Raw genomic sequence first — 21,527 nt, 5'->3', positions numbered from 1 at the left:
AAGTCGCCAGACGCTCTTTGTGCGGTATTGCTCTTAGTTTTCCAAAGCAAACAATTCGTTCAGGTAGTGGATCCCCGTTTCTGTCCGGAAGATCTTATCCCGAAACGACTTGATATTCCGTTTCGGCAAACCATCCTCATAGGCGTTTACCATGAAATCTGCTTCGATCAGAATCTGGAGATCAACCTCGTCGATCTTGTCATAAGAATGATGATGTGCCACCATATCGCAGACACGGTTAATGAGTGCCGGCGAAAAATCCAGTGCCATCAGCATTGCCCGTGCAATGGGTGGTCCTTCGATTTCCTGATATTCTCCCGCGGCAGAACGATATTTTTTTTCTGCCGCGTGAATGCCGATGTCATGCACCAGTGCCGCAGCTTCTACGATCTCCCGCTGTTTGGCTCCCAGCTGTTCTTCTTCGGCAATCATTTTTGCAAAGGCATACACCTTCATAAAATGCTGTATCCGTTTGGGATCCCCGCTATACAATGTGACCATTGCCATTGTCAACTGACTCATTGATGCCATATGACCTCGCTCCTTTCACTTTTCGAGCTGGTTTCCACATTTTTGGAACACGCTCTCATGCAGGAAACAAAGTACAACGCCTGGTACTTTGTCGCCTTAAAGCTGATCTGCAATATCGTAAATCAGGCGTTCGGACTTTTCCCAGCCCAGACAAGGATCCGTGATCGACCGACCATAAACGCCCTCGCCAATCTTCTGTGCTCCGTCTTCGATATAGCTTTCGATCATGAAACCCTTTACCAGAGAAGCAATTTCTTTGCTGTGGCGGCAGCTGTGCAGTACTTCGTTGCAGATGCGGATCTGTTCCAGATATTTCTTGCCGGAATTGGCATGGTTTGCATCTACGATCACAGCCGGATTCTGGTAATTCTTCTTCTGATACAGTTCGTACAGTGCGATCAGATCTTCATAGTGATAGTTGGGAATGGTTCTGCCCAGCGGGTCTACTGCACCGCGGAGAATTGCGTGTGCCAGCGGATTTCCCGCAGACTTGACTTCCCAGCCGCGATACAGGAACACGTGAGAAGCCTGTGCCGCAGTCAGGGAATTCATCATAACAGACAGGTCGCCGCCGGTGGGGTTCTTCATACCCACCGGAATATCCAGACCGCTGGCAGTCAGGCGGTGCTGCTGGTTCTCTACCGAACGTGCACCAATTGCAACATAGGACAGCAGATCAGACAGATACCGGTGGTTTTCCGGATAGAGCATTTCGTCTGCACAAGTCAGACCTGTCTGCTCAATGGCACGGGTGTGCAGTTCGCGAATGGCGATCAGTCCCTGCAGCATATCTTCCTTTTTCTCCGGATCCGGCTGGTGCACCATGCCCTTGTAGCCTTCACCAGTGGTGCGGGGCTTATTGGTGTAGATCCGCGGGATCAGAAGCAGCTTGTCCTGTACCTTTTCCTGTACCTTTGCCAGACGGCTGACATAATCCAGAACAGCGTCTTCCCGATCCGCAGAGCACGGTCCGATAATCAGCAGCTTCTTGTCGGATTCACCGGTAAACACCTTTTTGATCTCCGCATCACGCTTCGCCTTGACATTCACCAGCTTTTCCGACAGAGAGAACTGGGCTTTCAGTTCCTTCGGAATCGGCAGCTTTCTGATAAATTCCATATTCATGTATTCGTCCTTCTTTCTCATTGCATTCGATCCTGCCGGCGTATTCGGCATTTTGCCGCAGCCTGTCCGTTCCGCACAGCAATGTCATTTATAAGTATACTATATTTACCGGAAAATTGCAAGGGGCAACACCGCAAATAGCTTGTGCGGTATTGCCTTAACTTACAGGTGTTGCAACCGGAACAGTTTCGCCGGTGGTTTCTTCTTCCACATGCTCGGTAGAATCCGGCTCCTTGTTTTTCATATCCGGTTCCAACAACTCCAGTGACAAATTGCCCTGAGCCGTGTATGCAGACAAAAGCACTTCCTCGTCCGGCAGCATCATGACACGTTCCAGCTTCGAAAAGTCTACGTGGGCATCGCTCCACCGATAGAGCAGTTCCGGCAGGGCATTTTTTGCCGACATGCGGAACAGACCGGAGGCGTTCCAGATGCCGTACACAAAGTCATCATTTTCCGACTCCGCCAGCATTGTATCTGCGGTCATGCGTTCCGGAACAGCCGTCTGTGTTTTCCAGAGTGCCCCGTCTGTTACAACAACATGGGACAGGTGCTGTACATCTTCGGCATCGCATTCCAACAGCAGCATGCCGTCTGAACTGCACCGAATCCACTGATAATCTGATTCCAGCGGAAGCATATTCTTGTGATTGCCCTGTACCGGACAAAGATTACCATTGCCGTCCAATGCCATCAGGCAGTCAGATTCATCGATCGTTGCCGTCAGGTAAATGTGGTCGGAAGCGTCACTGCGGACACCGGTAAATGCCATCGTCTGTCTGGAGGTTTCATCCAGGTCCAGCAGTGTGGAAAGTCCCAGCTTTTTGCAGATGACACCATTTTTGTCATACCATACCAGCTGATACTGAGTGGCATAGTTTTCGTAATAAGATTCCCAGTCGAAATCGTCGGGGTTGAATGTCGGATCCTCATAGGGCACTGCATCTGCGTTTTCACAGAGCAGCCCGCAGATCGTGCCGTCAGAGAGCACGTCGAAATCTGTCAGTCCCACAAAATCAGAAGCATTGCTGTTTGGGTACAGCGGCGTAAAGACTGGTTCTGCACTTTCCGCATCTTCTGACACACAATAGAGTACGCTTTCCGACTGCTGTGCCGCATTCTGCCGGACACCCAGCAGGTAGACTGTGTTCTGGTATACCCGTACTGCTTGCAGACTGCCCAGTTCCTCCGGCAGTTCCCACGCGGTCATCTTTGCCTGATAAACCGGTTCCGGCAATTCCGCTTCTTCGGTCACCAGTGTGGTTTCTGTGGAAATTTCCGCCGTTGTATCTTCTGTGGAAATCTCTGTTACCAACGGCGGCAGATCTGTCATTTTTTTCGGCTTTTCTGCCGTGGAGTCCTGCTCTGTTGCAGTGCAGCCAGCAGTACAGAACAGCATTCCCAGCAGCAAAAAGCACACAGAATGTTTTCTATGAAACTCCATTGCACTGCCTCCCATCGTCAAAATCTCTGTCTATTATAATACGAATCGCCCAAAATGTCAAGCGGAACATTTTGCAGCGATTGCCGCAGACAGCCGTTCCGGAATTTTTTCGTCACAAATGCCAAGATTGTTGGAAATTCCAGTGCCCAGTGCAATATCCGGTTTGATGACTGGTCCGTGATAGTCAGAGCCGCAGGTGTACAGCAAATCGTACTTTTCTGCCAGATGCAGATAAAACTGTGTCTGCGACGGCGTGTGGCGGCTGTAGTAGGCTTCGATGCCCTGCAAGCCTGCTGCTTTCAGCCGTACCACCATTGCTTCCAATGCATCGTTTTCCAGCTTCAGCTGGTGTGGGTGAGCCAGCACCGCCACGCCTCCGGCATTCTGAATCACACCGATTCCCTCCTCCGGCGTAGGCTTCGGGCGTTCTACTTTGGCATAGAATTCCGGTGTGGTCAGATATTTTTCAAAAGCGTCCTGCACCGAGGAGGCATAGCCCAGTTCCACCAATGTCCGTGCAAAATGCGGTCTGCCAGAAGTCTTTCCGTCATTGCAGCGGCGGACATCGTCCAGTGTGATCTGCACGCCATGCCCGTGCAGATACTCCAGCATTTTTCCGCAGCGTTCCTTGCGGTCGGCAGCATGCCTTTTGCAAAACGCCTGCAATGCCGCATTCTCCGGCTGGATCCCATATCCCAGAATATGCAGTTCCTTTTCTCCCTGTACACTGATTTCGATACCGGAGAAAAAGGTCATGCCGTACTGCTCCGCCGCTGCCCTTGCCCGCGAAATTCCCGATGCGGTATCGTGGTCTGTAACGGCGGCAACTGTCACGCCGGCTTCGTGTGCCATACGCATGGTTTCTTCCGGCGAAAACTGTCCGTCGGAACAAGTGGTGTGCATGTGCAAATCAATCATGTGTTCTTCCCCTCCCGAAAAGCAGATGCTGTCTTGGTGTCCGCAAAAGTGTCTGCATCGCAGAGAATCAGCACCTGTGTGTAATCTGATACATCTGCCAGTTCTGACAGACCATGTTCCATTTGGGTAACATCCAGTATACAGATCTCACTGTAATGCTGTAACAAAAACGGCACCATACAGTCTGCATAATCGTCTTTGAACAGCAGCAGTTTTTTCTGATTGTTCAGGTTTGTCCGGATCACCAGTTTCTCACAGGGTTCCCCCAGATAAAAGGTGTTCAGATCTGCTGTGCCGTCAGGCTGCGTTTGGTACAGTTCCCGCTGTTCCGGTTCGCCGTTTGCCGGATATGCAGTCATATCTGTTACCTTGCTGCCGTCCTCATCGCTGTAGACATCGATCATATCCGGCGTTACGCGGTCGTACAAGCAACTGTCATACAAATTTCCCCGAAATGTGCCGGCGTGCGTAATCACATACTGGTCATAGGAGATCGGAGCGAATCCCATTCGCTGAATGGCGTTGCGGTAGACGCAGTAGGCACCGTAACAGCTCCACTTCTCATCAGTCCGGTAATAGATATAGTCCTCTGTGGCAGTAAACAGTACATGGTACACGTCGATTTTTCGAATGGGCAAATCGATCGCCTGATAGAAGCTTTCGATTGCCGGCATCTGCGACGGGTAAGACATACCGTCCAGCAGGTCGCTCGCGTAGAACTCCCCTGCCGGCGGTACGGCAATCACAGTCGTGGGAATCTGGTACTTCTGATAGAACTGATCAATGGCATCTGCGGAAGCCGTCATTGCCGCCGTGTCCAGCGACTGCGGGCATTCCAGAAGCCGGTTATTTGTCAGGTACACGTCCCCGATACGATTGCCGCCGGTGGCAACAACACCGTTGCTCAACGTTTTCAGAAACAGTTCCCGCACCGGCAGAGCCGCAGTCAGCCTGGCATCTGCCTTTTCCAGAAAAGAAGCAGATGTGTTCCGGCTGCTGGTTTGCGGGGACATGCCGAGGGAAACCAGCCCGCCGATACCGCCCAGCAGCAAAACCGCCCAGAGCAGTCTGCCGGAAAATCGCCGTGCAATGCCTGCCTGCTCCGCCACAGTCTGTTTTTTCCAGCGGCGGACTTGTTTGATTTTCAAGAGCATGCACCTCCCTTAGAGCAACAGCTGCATGGACACTGCACCGCCGGTCTGTATCAGAAAGGCGGTGTTTGCTGCCAGAAGCAGCAACGCAGCAAGCAGCGTCAGCGGTGTTCGCAGCAGGCGGAACCAGGACTGTTCCTCTGCCCGCCGCAGCAGGTATCGCCAATTTCCGGACACGCTGTAGACTGCGGCCAGAAAAATTAGTCCATACGCACGCAGCACGTCTGCATCAGCTTCAGTGGGTGCCAGACTGCCAGTCCCTACCATGATGCGGACATACGACCAGACGGACTGCAAGTCCGGCAGCGACAGCAGCACAGCTCCCAGCGAGAGCAGCACCGCTGTGAGGATATAGCGAATTACAGAGTGATACGAGTTTCTCCAGAGAAGATGCTCCAGCCAGAGTGCCCCGCCGATCAGCAGTCCGAACAGCAGCGACGGCAGCCGGAAGCCATACCAAAGACCGATACAGCCCCATGTTGCCAGCATGGCGAAAAGGTAGAGAAAATGGTTTTTCCCGCGGAAATGCGTTCCCACATAGTGGGAGAACCACTGCACTACGGTGCGGTTCCACTGGTCGGCAAATGCCGCCATGGACGGATAGAACAGCGACTTTCCGAAGCTTTCCGGCAGTCGGACACCATAGCAGAGCCCCAAGCCGATCGCCATATCTGCATAGCCGGACAGTTCCAGATACAAGGTCATCAGCTGGGCAAATGCTCCCAGCCAAACCAGCATCAGAGAATAGGTGCCGGTGTCTGCCTGACAGAGCGTCTGAAACAGCATGCCCAACCAGTTCGCCAGAATCAGCTTTTTTCCCAGCCCTACCAGAAACCGCAGCAAGCCCTGTCCCACACGTGCAATGTCAAACACCGGCGTGCACAGGGACTTCACCGCAACGCTGTAGGACACGACCGGTCCCATAATCAGGCGAGGATAAAACAGCAGATACAGTCCCAGCTGCCGCCAGTTTTTTTCACCGTGTATCTTACCGCGGAACACGTCAATGCAATACCCTACGCTTTGCAGGGTGAAAAATGCCAGTCCCAGCGGGAACAGCGACTTTCCGGAAAACCACCCTGCCTTGAGTGAAAACAGCCAGTCACTTCGCAACAGCAGCAGTGCCCCGAAGTGCAGCAGGATACTGCCGGTCAGAACCAGTCTGGAAAGGTGTTTTCGCTGCCGCAGATGTTCCAGCAGCAAGCCTGCTCCATAGGTCAGGGCTGTCAGCAAAATTTCCACCGCCGCCGCCAGCCAACCGCCGCTACACAAAAACAACAGACTGATGCCCAGCATGACTTCCCGTTTCCAGCGGTTTGGTGTCAGGTAAAAGAGCAGCATGGTAATGGGCAAAAACAGAAATATCAATGTAAATGATGCAAATTGCATAGACCTCTCCCCTGCTTATGCCAGCATTTTCAGCAGTTCTTCCCGTGTCATCATGGTATTCAGCACTTCCAGCAGAGATGCCGCAGAAAGCAGTTCCGGCAGTCCCAGCTTTTTTTGCAGGGCTTTGCGGCGGTTCTTGCTGTCTGCTCCGCCGGAAAGTCCCAGTTCGTACAAGTCCAGCTTGGTGATCGGGTCTGTCTTTTCCGGTGCTTCCTCTGCCAGAATGCCTGCTTTCCCGAACGCTTCCAGCAGCCGCTTTTTGTCGATGCCCTCTACACCCAGCTTTCCCTCGGCTGACGGTTTATCTTTCCGCCGTTCTTTTCCGTAAATGTCCGGAATGTACACATGGTACAGCTTTCCCTCATGCACTGCCCCTTTGAGGTAGTGACGGATCTTGAAACCGGCGGTGTCGGAATCCGTCAGGATAATCACCCCTGTAGTCTTGGCATAGTACCGTATCAGGGACATTTTCTCTGCATCGTGAAAAATGTGAAACCCGTTTGTCACCAGAATCACAGCATCTAAGATTGAGGAAAGCTTGATCTTGTCGTACTTTCCCTCAACGATAATTGCCTGTGCGATATGAATCATATGTACCTCCTGCAATGGCAAGCATTTTCACAATTGCCGCTTCCAGCATGACGCGTTCTTCTCCGGAAGTGGAATTCAAGTCCAGTTCCAGTTCCCGCAGCACCCGAATGCAGGCACGAAGCCGTTCCGGCGGCAGACGGCGGCAGTCCCGAAACGCGTTCTGCACCATAAAATCAAAAGCATATCCGAAATCGGCTTTCACGTCTGCTGCCTGTTTTCCGGCTCGGAGTGCCGCAGCTGCACGATACAAATCCAGAAAGGAAGATGCGATCGCGTGCACAATGAATGTGCGGTTGATTCGCATGGCGTACAGCTTATCCAGTTCCGCCATTGCCGCTTTCGGTTTCTGGGAAACCACGGCTTTTGCCAGCTGAAACGTGGTGGATTCCAACTGGGGTGAGGTCATCTCCCGCACCATTGCCGTGGTGATCGTGCCGCCCTTATCGGCATAGGCACAGAGTTTTTCCAGTTCGCTGCGGAGAATCAGCGTATTGCCCATACAGAGCCGCACCAGTTCTTCCGCACTCTCTCTGGGAAATATACAGCCACGCTTTTCTGCAAGTTCTGACAGTTCCTTTGCCAGCACCTGCGGGGTACGCTGCACTGCCTCACAGACAACACCGTGTTTGGCGATGCCGTCTATCAGCTTTTTGTTTTTCCCCTGCGGCGTTTTTTTGCCGTTTTTCGGGTCAAATCCGGTGACATCAAACACCAGCACTGTGGCACCGCCCACATCAGAAAGCAGTTCCAGCAGTTGTTTCAGCTGATCTTCCCGCAGGGTATTGGCATCAAGGTTATGTACCTGAATGCAGTTATAGGCGGAAAACATGGAAAACTGGCGGGCGGCATCTTCCAATGCCTTGAGTTCCAGCTTCTGCCCGTCAAATCGGGTCAGCGCCATGTCCGGATTGCCGCCGGTGGCTTTCTTCAGCAGGCTGGCAGTCAGCTGTTTCACCTGCACCAGATCGGCACCGTAAATATAGTAAAGATTTTGCAGTTCGCCCTTTCGAATCTGGGCGGAAAGCTGTTTCGGTTCACAAATCGGCATGGACTGCCTCCTTTCTCTGTGATTCAGTATTTCCCCTAAGGAAACACTGCATAAAGCCCGCCTGACGGCTTTGCACGCAATCTGCTTGCAGATTTTCCGCCATATTTCCCAGAAATTCCTTGCCAGACACCAAGTCTGCCTGCGGAATTTCTGACAATCTGCCAAAAAATCTGACTACGCATCTTACGCACAAGCTTTATTCAGTGTTTCCCTAATGTATTCACATTCCAGCTGCCGTCAGGATATACCCGTATCTGCACCGCGTCCTCCTTGGCGTAGGTTTCCTCCGGCATTGCATCTGGTTCACCATTCCACCGGGTACAGATCACCGCATCTGCGGTATCGGGCAGTTCCTGTATGGTCGTGCCCACGCAGAAATGCAGATTCCCGAATGTGATCCAGACGATACCATCAGATTCTGTCAGAGTGTACTGGGTATCCTCCACTGTAAACTTGTCCGTTTGCAGCGGCTTTGTTTCCATAAAATCTGCATCAGCGGGAATCCAGCAGTCTGCCGGCACCGCGGTTTCTGCCACCGGCATTTCCCACAGAGCGTCCGGATAGGCGATTCGCATCTGGTCTGCGTATTTCGTCAGGCACAGCGTATTCAAGCGGGTAATGCCCTGTTCGGCACAGTATGCCTCCACATATTTCGGGTTCCGGTGGTCGCCGGTCAGGTCGATCACATCGGTTTTTCCGGCATAGGTGACGACTACCACTTCCTCCTGCTTCTGCCCCAGAACTGTGACCAGAAAGCAACGCTGTTCGCTTGCCCGATAGACTGCCTGCCCTGCCAGCAGGATTCCAAAGGAAATGACAATCGCCAGCGACACGGCTTTCCGGCTCCGTTTGGTATAGAAAATCAGCAACACGAACAACAGCAGAATGCCGCACAGCATGGGCAGCAACTTCCAGCCGGTGGGAAACAGAAACGGAATGAAATCCCGCAGTCCATACGCCATGAGTTTTAAGAGGTCATACAGCAGCTTCAGCAGAAAGCAAACTGGTTTTGCCACAAATCCCACACCGCCGGTGAGAAAAATCAACAGTGACAATGCCAGCATCACGGAACAAATGGGTACCAAAAACAGGTTCGCAATGGGTGATGCCACAGACACTTCCCGAAAATAGAGGAGCGTCACCGGAAACACGCAGACGGAAACGCTGGTCACTGTGGCAAGCTGCCGGAGCACGCTCCATTCCAGCCCTTTTTTCCGCAGGCGTTTGGTCAGCCACGGAGCAAACACGCCAATGCCAAAGGTTCCGACAAAGGACAGCAGAAAAGATGCGTCCTGTATCAGATATGGGTTCCCGATCGTCATCAGCACGCCGGCAATACACAGCGAATTACAGGTATCACCCCGCCGGAAAAACAGCGGTGCACTCTGCATCAGCAGATACATGAAACCGGCTCGCAGAATGGAGATCGGCGTTCCCACCATGAGGGCATAGAGGATTGTCCAGACTGTGGTTGTGCCGAACACTGCCCAGCGGTGCATGTGGAACCGCCTGCAAAACCAGCCCCAAATGGACAAGATCAATACCAGATGCAGACCGGAAACAGATACCACGTGGCGGATTCCGTGATGTGTCAGCAAGTCGTTCGTTTCATCGGCAAGGGTATCTTTTGTTCCCAGCAGCATAGCACTGACCATACCGCCGGCTTCCGTTCCGGCAAGGGTACAGATCCGCACAGAAATGCGGTCGCGGTATTGCTGCAATGCCCGCACCAGCTTTCCGTTTTCCGTCGGCGTACAGGACACGAACGCGTCATTGTTCGCCTGTAGGAAAATCTCCTTGGCTCGGTAGTAACTCTCCCCGTTCCAGAGGTAGCTGTTCTCCAGTGCGGAGAATCCGCCGGCAACGTCCAGCATGTCCCCGTATCGTGCACCAACATCGTCGGTATATACCAGAATTTTCGCCCGCCTGCCGTCCGCAAACGTGCCTTTTACCTGATAGGACGCACGATCGTTATCGTAGACTTTTGCCGCGAAAACTCTGCCGGAAAATGTAGTTATGGTTCCGGCAGATCGCAGAAGCGGCTGGTACACGGCAGTAGTATACAGCAGCACCGCTCCTGCGGCTGCCGCCGCGGAAAGTCCCACACAGAGCAGCTGCCCCGTGGTGATACGCCGATATAGACGGAATGCTCCCAGCAGCAGAAATGCCGCCAGAAGCAGACTCACCGTCACGGAAGTCTGGCAGGCTGTGGCAAGGAATAACCCCGCCAGCCATGGAATCCCAAACCATACCATTTTCCGTTTCATCTCAACCTTGTCCTCAATCCTTGAAGAACAACGGCAATTGTTCCAGATAAATCAAATCCTTGCGTTCCGCAGCATCACCCTCTGCGAGAGGTGCTGCGTTGCCCACGATCTCTCCGCCGGCGGACTTTACCAGCTGCTGGAGAGCACGGAGGGAATCGCCGGTACTGATGACATCATCGACGATCAGCACACGCTTGCCCTTCATCCATGCCGCCTTTTCGCCGTCCAGATACAAGGTCTGCACGGCTGCGGTGGTAATGGATTTCACCTGTACCGACAGCACGTCAGTCATGTAGCCCTTGACGGACTTTCGTGCTACGATATACGGCACTTTCAGCTGACGGGACATTTCGTATGCCAGCGGAATGCCTTTGGATTCTGCCGTCAGAATGTAGTCACATTCCGGCACACGCTTTGCCAGTTCCCTGGCACACGCTTCTGTCAGTTCCACATCGGAAAATAGAATAAACGCCGCAATATCCAGCTTTTCACTGATCGGGCAGATCTTCAGTTCCCGTGTCAGACCGGCAATGTGCAATGTATAATACGCTGCCACAGACAGCACCTCCTCATTCTTCTACCGGCTGTACTGCGTCAGCACCCCAGCCCATTTTCACACCGGCAAGCATATGGAAATGCAGGTGGAACACGGTCTGACCAGCATTTTCGCCGCAGTTGGTCACAATGCGGTAGCCGTCTGTGATGCCCTCTTTTTCCGCGATCTTGGCAGCCACTTCATAGATGTGCCCTACGACTGCGGAATTTTCCGGCGTGATCTTTGCGGCACAGCAGATGTGCTGCTTCGGGATCAGCAAATAGTGAATGGGAGTGATCGGGTTAATATCTTTGAACACATACACAGTGTCATCTTCATAGACCTTTGTGCTGGGGATCTCTCCCGCAATGATCTTACAAAACAGGCAATCTTCCATGATTAGTCCTCCTTCAGGAATTCCGCAGCAATGCCGTCCAGTGCCAGCAGTGCTTCGTCTACCATATAGGTCTTGCCGATACCAGCCATTGCACTGTCCGGCTTACCGCCGCCCTTGCCGCCGGTAACTGCTGCAACACGCTGTACGATCTTGCCGGCGTGAGCACCCTTATCACGGGCAGCAGCAGAGCATGCACAAACCAGATTACCCTTTTCGCCATTGACGCTTGCGAGAACTGCAACGACCGGTTCCTTCATATCCTTAATGGTGTCGCCCATCTTCCGCAGTACCTGCGGTGTAGTGCCATTGAGCATTGCGGAAACCACCTTGACACCATTGACAGCCTTGGCATTGTCGAAAATAGCAGCCATCTGTGCATCGGAGATCTTCTGGTTCAGGGATTCGATCTGACGATCCTTCTCCTTATTGTCTGCCACCAGTGCTGCACAGTGTTCTGCCAGTCCGGTGGTGTTGCTCAGCTTCATTGCCTTTGCAGCAGAAGCCATGGTCTGCTCATAGGAATCCAGCAGTTCCAGTACGCCGGTGCCGGTAACTGCTTCGATACGGCGGACACCAGAGGCAACGGAACTCTCGGACAGAATGCGGAACAGACCCAGCTTTGCGGTATTATCCACATGCGTACCGCCGCAGAATTCTACAGAATAATCGCCTACAGTAACAACGCGAACAACATCGCCGTACTTTTCGCCGAACAGAGCCATTGCTCCCAGCTTTCTGGCTTCGGCAATGGGCAGTTCCTGTGTCACGACCGGAATTGCTTCCAGAATCTTTTCGTTGACCAGAGCCTCTGCCTGCTTGATCTCCTCATGTGTCATTGCTGCAAAGTGCGAGAAGTCAAAACGGCAGCGGCTGTCGGTTACCAGCTGACCAGCCTGATGTACATGGTCGCCCAGAACGCTCCGCAGAGCAGCTTGCAGCAAGTGTGCCGCAGTGTGGTTCCGCATGGTTCTGCTGCGTTTGTCTGCATCGATCTTTGCAGAAACGGTATCACCTACATGGAGTGCACCCTCTGTCATAGCACCCAGATGCAGATAGTGACCGTTTTCTGTCTTGCTGGTAGTTTCTACGGTGAAAGTGCTGTCCGGTGTGGTAACAGAACCGGAATCGCCGATCTGTCCGCCGCTTTCTGCGTAGAACGGTGTCTTATCCAGAACAACTACAGCCGGTTCACCCTCCGCAGCAGTGTCTACCGATTCGCCGTCACGGAAAATGGCAACGACCTTGGCATCTTCTTCAGCGGTGTGACTATAACCGGTGAAAACCGTTGCCGGAGCATCCATTTGCAGACCGCCTTCTGCCCAAGAAGAACCTGCCTTATTGTGGTAGTCCTCTCTTGCACGATTCCGCTGTTCTTCTACCAGTGCAGCAAAGCGTTCACGGTCTACCGATACGCCCTGCTCCGCAGCGATTTCTTCCGTCAAGTCAATGGGGAAGCCGTAGGTATCCGACAGCTTGAATGCATCTTCGCCGGAAACGGTATCCTTGCCCTCTGCTTTCAGCTGTGTCAGAATGCCGGACAGCATATCGAAGCCCTTGTCCACAGTCTTGGCGAAAGTCTTTTCTTCTTCCTCCACGATCTTGCGGATATAAGCTTTCTTTTCTTCCAGCTCCGGATATGCGGAAGCGTTTTCGTGAATAACAGTTTCTACCACTTCATACAGGAACGGCTTCTTGATGCCGATCAGTCTGCCGTATCTTGCGGCACGGCGGAGCAGGCGGCGAAGCACGTAGCCACGGCCTGCGTTGGACGGCATTACACCGTCACCGATCATGAATGTGGTGCTGCGGATATGGTCGGTGATCACGCGGAGAGCCACATCGGTCTTTTCGTCTGCGTTATAGGTAACACCGGCGATGCGGCAGACGTGCTTCATGATATTCTGCACGGTATCTACTTCGAACAGGTTGTCTACGCCCTGCATGACACATGCCAGACGTTCCAGACCCATACCAGTATCGATGTTCTTGTGTTCCATTTCGGTATAGTGACCGTTGCCGTCACTGTCGAACTGGCTGAATACCAGATTCCATACTTCTACATAGCGGTCGCAGTCGCAGCCAACGTGGCAGTCCGGCTTGCCGCAGCCCTTTTCCGGTCCACGGTCAAAGTAGATCTCCGAACACGGACCGCAGGGGCCGGAACCGTGTTCCCAGAAGTTATCTTCTCTGCCCAGACGAACCATGTGGTCTTCTGCCACGCCGATCTGCTTGGTCCACATGTCATAGGCTTCGTCGTCATTTTCGAAAACAGAAACATACAGCTTATCTGCCGGCATTTCCAGCACCTTGGTGAAAAATTCCCATGCCCATGTGATTGCTTCGATCTTAAAGTAATCGCCGAAAGAGAAGTTACCCAGCATCTCGAAATAGGTGCCGTGACGTGCGGTCTGACCGACACGTTCAATATCCGGTGTACGGATACACTTCTGACAGGTCGTCACACGGGTATTCGGCGGAACTGCCTGTCCCAGAAAATATTTTTTCAGCGGTGCCATACCGGAATTGATCAGCAGCAGGCTCTTATCCCCCTGCGGTACCAGCGAAAAGCTGGGCAGACGGGTATGTCCCTTGCTCTCAAAAAACGACAAATACTTTTCACGTAATTCGTTTACACCTTGCCACTTCATTGGTTTTCAGACTCCTTTTTCCTTGAAAAATACGGTGTTGTCGCATCTCTCCGCAGTCGCAGAGAGCACAAAAAAAGACCGTCGCCGCCAAATGGGACGAAGGCCTTCGTGTTACCACCCAAGTTCGGAAATTTGCATTTCCCTCTTTTCCTCTAACGCAGGAAATACGTTCCGGTTTTCCGGAAAGGCTCGCGGGTAGCACCTGTCCACATACCGGAGCAGTTTCACCAGACCTGCTCTCTCTGTCACGGCTGTTCTGACAGTTATTCCGTTCCTCGCCCATTTTATATCAACATCATTATTAGTATAGCAAATCTCGTGCTGTTTGTCAACTGTTTTTTTCGCAAACAGACAGAAAAAAACTGCCGCACCGGCAAAAACGGCACAGCAGTTTTTCCAGGGCAACACCGCGCAAAGCTTGTGGTAAGATGCGTCGTCAGATTTTTCGGTCGACAGATTGCATAGAAATTCCGCAGGCATACTTTCCGTATGGCAAGGGATTTCTGGGCAATATGACGAAAAATCTGCACGCAGATTGCGTGCAAAGCCGTCAGGCGGGCTTTGTGCGGTGTTGCCCTAGGAGCATGTTCTCCTGTATTTATCAAAACTTATGGCAAAGCCGTCAGGCGGGCTTTGTGCGGAGTTGCCTTATGCGTTTTCCTTGTTTCTGCGTTCCAGCAGTGCCTTGATCTTTGCGTTCGGGTCAATGACATTGCCGATGGAAACATCGTGGTTCAGAGATGCGATGAAGTAGGAAATGTACTTGGAGCAGTCTACTTCGTGGAACCACTCACGGGACAGCAGAGCATCGGTGCGGTAAGTCAGGTTGGTGGAGAATACAGCATCGATATAGCCGTCTTCATTTGCCTTATCGAACTTTTCCAGACCGTTGACGAACAGACCGTAAGTTGCATAGCAGAACACGCGGCGAGCCTTGCGTTCCTTCAGAGCGTAAGCAATATCCAGCATAGATTCGCCGGAGGAAATAATATCGTCGGCAATAAATACGTCCTTGCCTTCTACGGAGTTACCCAGATATTCGTGTGCTACGATCGGGTTATGTCCGTTGATGATCTTGGCATAGTCACGGCGCTTGTAGAACATACCCATCGGTACGCCCAGCATAGAAGCGTAGTACATGTTCCGGTTCAGAGCACCCTCGTCCGGACTGATGACCATAAACTCGTCCGGTGTTGTCTTGAGATGCGGGATCGTCTTGAACATTGCCTTCAGCACCTGATAGGACGGCATCATGTTGTCAAAGCCCATCAGCGGAATGGCATTGTGTACGCGGGGGTCGTGTGCATCTACAGTCAGAATGTTGGACACGCCCATCTGATACAGTTCCTGCAGTGCACAGGCACAGTCCAGAGATTCGCGGTAGTTCCGGCGGTGCTGACGGCCGCCGTACAGGATCGGCATGATCACGTTGATACGGTGTGCCTTACCGCTGGCTGCCTGAATCAGACGCTTCAGATCCTGATAGTGGTCGTCCGGCGACATTGCGTTCATCTGATCGTACATCTGATATTTTACGTTGTAGTTTCCTACGTCCACAATGATGAACAGATCCTTACCGCGGACAGTGGACTTGATCAGTCCCTTGCCGTCACCGGAAGAAAAACGCGGGCATTCCGATTCGATCAGGAATGTGTCTACATCATAACCACCCTTGTGAGCCCAGTTCACCAAGTAGTCATTCAGCTTATTGCCCAGTTCCTCTGCACCTTTCATTGCAATCAGTCCGAGCGGTGCAACGCTGGTTCCGTGATTGAACAAAATGTCTGATGCTGATACCATAACTCAAATACCTCTTTCTATATTTAGGCACACCTAACCGCCGATCTGGACGGAGAAACGCACCATTGATTACTTTTCCCCGTGCCGGTCAAGCCTTACAAAACTTGTCGATATAGTGGTCGATGTCTGCCGCAATGATCTCCTTTGCTGCGTAAACGTCTTCCACTTCGTCCACCGCGGTCGTCTTATGTTCCAGCTCTTTGTACACCTGAAAGAAGTGCACGATCTCCTCAAAAATATGACGGGGCAGATCGTCGATGTTGTGATAGCTGTTGTATGTCGGGTCATTACACGGAATCGCGACAATCTTGTCGTCCCGCTGCCCGTTATCGATCATATGGATCACGCCAATGGGATAGCTCCGCACCAGTGTCATAGGGTGCAGCGTCTGAGAACAGAGCACCAGCACGTCCAGCGGGTCACCGTCATCTGCATAGGTGCGGGGAATAAAGCCATAATTTGCCGGATAATGGGTGGAAGTGTACAGGATCCGGTCCATTTCCAGAATGCCGGTGTCCTTGTTCAGTTCGTATTTGACCTTGCTGTTCTTCGGGATTTCCACCACAGCCACAAACTCGTCCACTGTAATCCGCTTGGGATTTATATCATGCCAGATATTCATCAATCCATGTTTCCTTTCCTCAAGAAATTTTTCGGCGAAGCCGCCGCCAAAAACACGTTCTTTCCGGAGCACGGCAGAAAACTGACGGACAAGCTTTCTGCCATGCCGCTCTTATTCTAGTATAACATTTTTTGTGGTTTTGTCAATATCCTCCCGCTGCTTTTTTTCCGCATTTTTGTTTTTTCGCCGTTTTTACCGAAAGCAAACAAAAAAACACGCGGGGATTTTGCGGAAAAGACAGACAGAACGCTTGCAAAAACCCCAAAAAAATGATATAATAAATCATATATCATGAAAAAGATGTGAAGCCGGCGGCACATACTCGCCGGAACAGGAGAAAATTATGCCAGTTACCACAACCCGTACACTCCCCGCCGCGATCCTGCGGGAGGTGCAAAAAGCTGTTATCGGAAAAGACCTCGTTTTGACGAAAGTACTGCTTGCATTTCTGGCAGGCGGACACGTGCTGATGGAGGACATGCCCGGTGTCGGGAAAACCACCCTTGCCATGGCGTTTTCCAAGGCTCTGGGGCTGAACTGCCGTCGGGTACAGTTTACGCCGGACGTGTTGCCCTCCGACCTGACAGGCTTTTCGGTCTATGAAAAAAATACCGGAACATTCGTGTTCCAGCCGGGAGCACTTTTTTGTCACCTGCTCCTCGCGGACGAGATCAACCGCACCTCCAGCAAGACACAGGCAGCTCTGCTGGAGGCAATGGAAGAGAGCAACGTCACTGTAGAGGGCAAGACCTACGCCCTGCCCCGCCCGCATCTGGTCATTGCCACCCAGAACCCGCTGGGCTGTGTGGGCACGCAGTCCCTGCCGGAATCTCAGCTGGACCGCTTTCTGATGCGGCTGCACATGGGGTATCCGGAGATTCAGGACGAGGTGGCAATTTTAAAAGGACATGCCGCCCGCGATCCGCTGGAAGATGTCCAGCCGGTGTGCACACCGGAGCAGCTGGAGGCATTACAGCAGCAGGCTGCGGCAGTCTATGTGGACGACCGCCTGTATTACTACGCGGCTTCGGTTTCCAGAGCCACACGGGAACACCCGCAGGCTGTCCTCGGTGTCAGCCCCAGAGGAACGCTGGCACTGATCCAGTCGGCAAAGGCAATGGCAATGCTCCGCGGACGGGATTATCTGCTGCCGGACGACATCATGCCCCTGTGTCAGGACGTACTGGCACACCGAATCCTGACCAAAGGCGGCGTGGCAGCGGAGCAAGTGCTGGACGAGGTGCTGCATCAGGTACCGGCTCCCATGCCGGACAGACGGTGAACGCGATGCGGACACTGAAAATTCTCTATCTGCTGCTTGCCGGCGTTTGTTATTTGTTCTTTTGTCTGTATCTGCCCCAGTTCTCGGCGTATTTGCTGCTGTGTATCCTGCTTTTGCCGGCGTTGCTTTTCTTTGCAGCACATTACAGCGGGGCAAAGTTACAGGCAGAACTGGTGCCGCCGAAGCCGCATGCACATATCGGCGAGCCGTTTTCCTGCTGTGTGCGGCTGAAAAATCCCACGATATTTCCTATCAGCACTGTGATTTTCCGCATACATCTGGAAAATGAAACGCTGACAGAACTGGACGATGTTGAATTTCACGAAGCAGTTCCGCCGCGGCAGACTGTCTGTATCCATGTGCCGGTCACGCCGGAGCATGCCGGTGCAGTTCACGTTACCCTGCAATCGGTTCAGGTGCTGGACACCCTGCTGCTGTTCTCTCACCGCAAGCGGTTTTCCGCCGCCTTTTCTGCGACTGCCCTGCCGGAAGTGCCACAGCCGCCGGCAAGTACATCTCCGCTGCAAGCCGGCGAAGATGCAGTGATGCAGCCCACCACGGAGCCGGAGGAATTTCTGGGTGTACGGGAATACCGCAGCGGCGACCGCATGCGTGCCATTCACTGGAAACTGAGCAGCCGCTTTCCGGAACCAGTGGTGCGGGAGTACGGCATTCCTGCACGCACGCCGGTGACGGTGGCATTTCTCTATGCTGTGCAGGCAGATAACCCGCAGGAACGCGGGCAGGAACTGGACGCTATGCTGGAAGCGTTGCAGGCGTGTACTGCCTTTTTCTGTGCCAACCAAGATGGTGTGACGGTGGTGTTCTGCCGTTCTGACTGGCACCGGAGCGAAACCATTACAGAGGAACAGTCCCTGCTGCCGCTGTTGGAAAATCTGCTGGAAACACCGCCGGAAGCCGATGCTGCCGCCTGCCTTTCCCACTGGGAGAGCCTTGGAGAAACGGCGGCGTTCTGTGTGACAGATACGATTCTGGAAAATCCGCCGTTTCAGAAAGTGTTTACTGCGAAAGCTGCCGGCTCGGACAAACACGTTTCCATTGCCGGCAACGGGGCAGAAATCGTCTATCGGACACTGACAGATTCCGAGGGAGGTGCAGCATGAAAAAGACACACGTCCCCTGTTCTCTGAAAATCGAGGAAGAAGCGGTACGATATGATCTGGACAACCCGACCAAGCGGAACACGGCGAAGCTGCTGCAATTGTTCCTGACAGCACTGGGGTATTTCGGCTCTGTGCTGGTCATCTGCGACCTCTACGGGACAAACATTCGAAAAGGAATCTTTCTGCCGCTGGCAGTCGGCGGTTTCCTGCTGGCTTCCCTGCTCCAGTTTTTGCCGAAGCACAGCGGAAAGCTGACACTGGGTTTTGTTCTGGTGCTTCTGGGCATGTCTGCCCTGTTTTCCAAACAGATCGTGCTGGGTTTTCATGCCATTTTCAATGTGGTCTACCAGACGGCTCACAATACAAATATCGCATATTTTCAGATTGCCAAAAGGGCAAACATCACTTTTGCGGCAACGCTGACCGGCACACTTGTGGCGGAACTGCTGGCATTTCTCTTTGCCTTCTTCACCATTCGAAAGCCGCATTTCACACTGCCTACCGCAGTTTCTTTCCTGCTTGCAGAGCCGGGGCTGTATCTGGGAATCCCTGTCAGCGTTCCGGCAATGGGACTGCTTCTGGCATACTGGGGCGGCATGCTGGCACTGCGGTTTCCGGCACTGTGGGGACGGGAGAAGATCCGCTGCACACAGCGTACCTCCGCAATCGGCGGTTCTCTCACAGCATTGCTGATTCTGCTGGTATACGGAACAGTTTCCCTGACAGGCACATGGCAGGGGTACAGCCGTCCGGAATCGGACAAGCTGCGGCGGCAGGAGATCAGTGAAAGTCTGGCGGATTTCGACATTCAGAATCTGCCCCAGAGCATTCGCAAGATCGCTGCGGCAATCGGCATGGGCAACAACCAGACTGTCACCCTCGGAAACACTGCCAAACAGCGGATATACGACCGGACAGATCTGAAGCTGACGCTGGACGATCTGCCGGAAAGCACCATGTATCTGAAAAGCTATACCGGCAGCACCTATGGGAAAAACTGCTGGGACACACTGACTTCAGATACAGAGGCGGTCAACAGCGATATGGTCTTTCCGATACTGGAAAGCTACGACTGCAACCCGCAGAATTTTCCGTTTTTGTTTCAGCAGACCAGTGAGCCGGATTCCGGTACGTATCACTGCACCATTACCCCGCAGCGGCGGGACGGCAGATATTATCAGCCCTATGCGGCATTTTCGTCTGATGTTTCCTATCTGGAAGATGTCGATTTTCGTCCGAAAAGCCGCGACAGCTACGACTGGACAGCGGCACAGCTTCCGCCGGAGATCTTGTCGGTGCTCTCACAGCAGGAACCAGCTTCGATTTCGTTTAATTCCTCGTGGAGCAATGATGCGGTACGGTCTTTTATGGACATTCTGCATGTGCCCAGCAACGGCTCTGATGTGACGATCTCCACGCGGTTTTCGGCAAATCAAATTGCAACGGCTCCTGACGGTGTGCAGGGAAAAGTAATTCCGGCGGCGTTTCTGGAATCTGTCGCCTACCGTGATTTTGCCGCAGATGTTTATACAAGGCTGCCGGAAAGCGAAGCCCTAGATGCGGTATATGCCGCTATGCCGGAATCGCTGCAAAACGCTCACCCGCAGACCACCCAGGAACGCTATGCGGCACTATGTGAGATTCGGGCGTGGCTCTCGGAGCAGGCGGAGTACGACCTTGCTCCCGGAAAAACGCCGCGAAACCGCGACTATGTCAACTTCTTCCTGCTGGAAAATCACAAGGGCTACTGCATGCACTTCGCCACCGCCGGCACCATTCTGGCACGGCACCTGGGAATTCCCGCACGCTATTGCGAAGGGTATCTGGTGGACAGCGAAGTCCTGAACAGTGCTTCTATCCGTGACGGGCGTTATGTCGTCAACGTCCCCAACAAAAAGGCTCACGCATGGTGTGAGTTTTACATTGACGGCTACGGTTGGCTGCCCTTTGAAATGACTCCCGGCTACACCGCAGAGCTACAGCCGGACAGCGACACAGAGGAAGTACCGTCGGAGCCCTCCACGGAAACCACTGTCGATACTACGCCGGAAAACAACACCTCTGCAACGCCGGAGGAGATGACCAGTGCCGCACTGACCTCTACCGAAATTTCCGACAGCATGGCGGCTCCGAAAGACAACACCATTGCCGGCAGCAAACCCGCCGACGGTTCGATACCCGGCTTCGCTGCGGTTGCAGTGCGGCTGCTGATCTGGGCGATCTGCATCGGGCTTTTCATTGGGGCAGCGGTTTTGCTGCGGCTGCTCCATGTCCGATACCGGCAGAATGTCTTTCTGGATACCCGTCACCCACGGCAGGCAGTTCATGCCATGTACCGCTATCTGTTCCGGCTTCTACGTTGGACAGGACTGCGGTTCCGGCAGGAGCCGCTGCTGGAATTCTGCGAAAAGGCAGTGCAGCATCTCCGGCAGCAGAAACTGCCTGCAACGGCTCCGGAACAGATCATTCCCATGATTCTGGCAATGGAATTCGGGAAACAGGATCCGGAAATGGCAGAACAGCGACAAGCTGCCGCAGAGGCTTCTGCTCTGGCAGATGCCATTTTCAAACGATGCAATCCGCTGAAGCGGTTTTGTATGAAATATTTACTGCATCTGATCTGAGGCAATACCGCACAAAGATTGTGCGACAGAT

17 protein-coding genes are annotated in these 21,527 nt (G+C 53.0%); 3 read left to right on the top strand and 14 right to left on the bottom strand.

Going from position 1 to position 21,527, the window contains the following annotated elements; translation table 11 throughout:
- Positions 1 to 33: 33 nt before the first annotated feature.
- From RUMCAL_RS03275 to RUMCAL_RS03205, 14 genes are all read right to left on the bottom strand, one after another.
- Positions 34 to 531: an HD domain-containing protein gene (locus RUMCAL_RS03275; RefSeq protein WP_021681085.1), complete on the bottom strand. Its 498-nt coding sequence runs from the start codon at positions 529 to 531 to the stop codon at positions 34 to 36.
- A gap of 96 nt (positions 532 to 627) precedes the next feature.
- On the bottom strand, positions 628 to 1,656 hold the full coding sequence (locus RUMCAL_RS03270; RefSeq protein ID WP_040646768.1) for a 3-deoxy-7-phosphoheptulonate synthase: 1,029 nt from the start codon (positions 1,654 to 1,656) through the stop codon (positions 628 to 630).
- 157 nt (positions 1,657 to 1,813) lie between these two features.
- A complete protein-coding gene (locus tag RUMCAL_RS03265; protein ID WP_040646766.1) occupies positions 1,814 to 3,100 on the bottom strand; it encodes a hypothetical protein in 1,287 nt (428 codons plus the stop codon).
- Between the two features lie 57 nt (positions 3,101 to 3,157).
- Positions 3,158 to 4,018 (bottom strand): PHP domain-containing protein, encoded by an 861-nt coding sequence (locus RUMCAL_RS03260; RefSeq protein WP_021681081.1) that lies wholly within the window; start codon positions 4,016 to 4,018, stop codon positions 3,158 to 3,160.
- Positions 4,015 to 5,166 (bottom strand): DHHW family protein, encoded by a 1,152-nt coding sequence (locus RUMCAL_RS03255; protein WP_040646764.1) that lies wholly within the window; start codon positions 5,164 to 5,166, stop codon positions 4,015 to 4,017. The genes RUMCAL_RS03260 and RUMCAL_RS03255 overlap by 4 nt, the downstream gene beginning before the upstream one ends.
- Before the next feature lie 15 nt (positions 5,167 to 5,181).
- Positions 5,182 to 6,558: an MBOAT family O-acyltransferase gene (locus tag RUMCAL_RS03250; RefSeq protein ID WP_021681079.1), complete on the bottom strand. Its 1,377-nt coding sequence runs from the start codon at positions 6,556 to 6,558 to the stop codon at positions 5,182 to 5,184.
- A 15-nt stretch (positions 6,559 to 6,573) separates the two neighbouring features.
- Positions 6,574 to 7,149: a ribonuclease M5 gene (locus RUMCAL_RS03245; protein ID WP_021681078.1), complete on the bottom strand. Its 576-nt coding sequence runs from the start codon at positions 7,147 to 7,149 to the stop codon at positions 6,574 to 6,576.
- On the bottom strand, positions 7,118 to 8,197 hold the full coding sequence (gene holA, locus RUMCAL_RS03240; RefSeq protein ID WP_021681077.1) for a DNA polymerase III subunit delta: 1,080 nt from the start codon (positions 8,195 to 8,197) through the stop codon (positions 7,118 to 7,120). Before holA ends, RUMCAL_RS03245 begins: the two co-directional genes overlap by 32 nt.
- 200 nt (positions 8,198 to 8,397) lie before the next feature.
- Entirely contained in the window at positions 8,398 to 10,464 is a 2,067-nt protein-coding gene (locus RUMCAL_RS03235; RefSeq protein ID WP_021681075.1) for a ComEC/Rec2 family competence protein, read from the bottom strand.
- Positions 10,465 to 10,477: 13 nt separating this feature from the next.
- Positions 10,478 to 11,020, bottom strand: coding sequence for a phosphoribosyltransferase family protein (locus tag RUMCAL_RS03230; RefSeq protein ID WP_021681074.1), 543 nt, complete (start codon positions 11,018 to 11,020; stop codon positions 10,478 to 10,480).
- Between the two features lie 13 nt (positions 11,021 to 11,033).
- Positions 11,034 to 11,396, bottom strand: a complete 363-nt coding sequence (locus RUMCAL_RS03225) for a histidine triad nucleotide-binding protein (protein ID WP_021681073.1) — start codon at positions 11,394 to 11,396, stop codon at positions 11,034 to 11,036.
- A 2-nt stretch (positions 11,397 to 11,398) separates the two neighbouring features.
- Positions 11,399 to 14,044 (bottom strand): alanine--tRNA ligase, encoded by a 2,646-nt coding sequence (gene alaS, locus RUMCAL_RS03220; RefSeq protein ID WP_021681072.1) that lies wholly within the window; start codon positions 14,042 to 14,044, stop codon positions 11,399 to 11,401.
- 648 nt (positions 14,045 to 14,692) lie between these two features.
- A complete protein-coding gene (locus tag RUMCAL_RS03210; protein WP_021681069.1) occupies positions 14,693 to 15,844 on the bottom strand; it encodes a ribose-phosphate pyrophosphokinase in 1,152 nt (383 codons plus the stop codon).
- Between the two features lie 88 nt (positions 15,845 to 15,932).
- Positions 15,933 to 16,466: an inorganic diphosphatase gene (locus RUMCAL_RS03205; RefSeq protein WP_040646760.1), complete on the bottom strand. Its 534-nt coding sequence runs from the start codon at positions 16,464 to 16,466 to the stop codon at positions 15,933 to 15,935.
- 343 nt (positions 16,467 to 16,809) lie between these two features.
- Between RUMCAL_RS03205 and RUMCAL_RS03200 the strand changes: the two genes are divergently transcribed.
- The 3 genes from RUMCAL_RS03200 to RUMCAL_RS03190 are packed head-to-tail and all read left to right on the top strand — an operon-like array spanning position 16,810 to position 21,496.
- Positions 16,810 to 17,748: an AAA family ATPase gene (locus tag RUMCAL_RS03200; RefSeq protein ID WP_021681066.1), complete on the top strand. Its 939-nt coding sequence runs from the start codon at positions 16,810 to 16,812 to the stop codon at positions 17,746 to 17,748.
- Positions 17,749 to 17,753: 5 nt separating this feature from the next.
- The gene (locus tag RUMCAL_RS03195) at positions 17,754 to 18,872 is read left to right on the top strand and encodes a DUF58 domain-containing protein (RefSeq protein WP_040646758.1); all 1,119 of its coding nucleotides are present in this window, start codon (positions 17,754 to 17,756) and stop codon (positions 18,870 to 18,872) included.
- Positions 18,869 to 21,496 (top strand): transglutaminase-like domain-containing protein, encoded by a 2,628-nt coding sequence (locus RUMCAL_RS03190; protein WP_021681064.1) that lies wholly within the window; start codon positions 18,869 to 18,871, stop codon positions 21,494 to 21,496. The genes RUMCAL_RS03195 and RUMCAL_RS03190 overlap by 4 nt, the downstream gene beginning before the upstream one ends.
- Positions 21,497 to 21,527: the final 31 nt, after the last annotated feature.

Origin of the sequence: Ruminococcus callidus ATCC 27760 (assembly GCF_000468015.1) — a bacterium.
GTDB lineage: Bacteria > Bacillota > Clostridia > Oscillospirales > Ruminococcaceae > Ruminococcus_C > Ruminococcus_C callidus.
The sequence above is the reverse complement of the archived record's forward strand: the minus strand, read 5'-3'. Positions and strand labels throughout refer to the sequence as shown.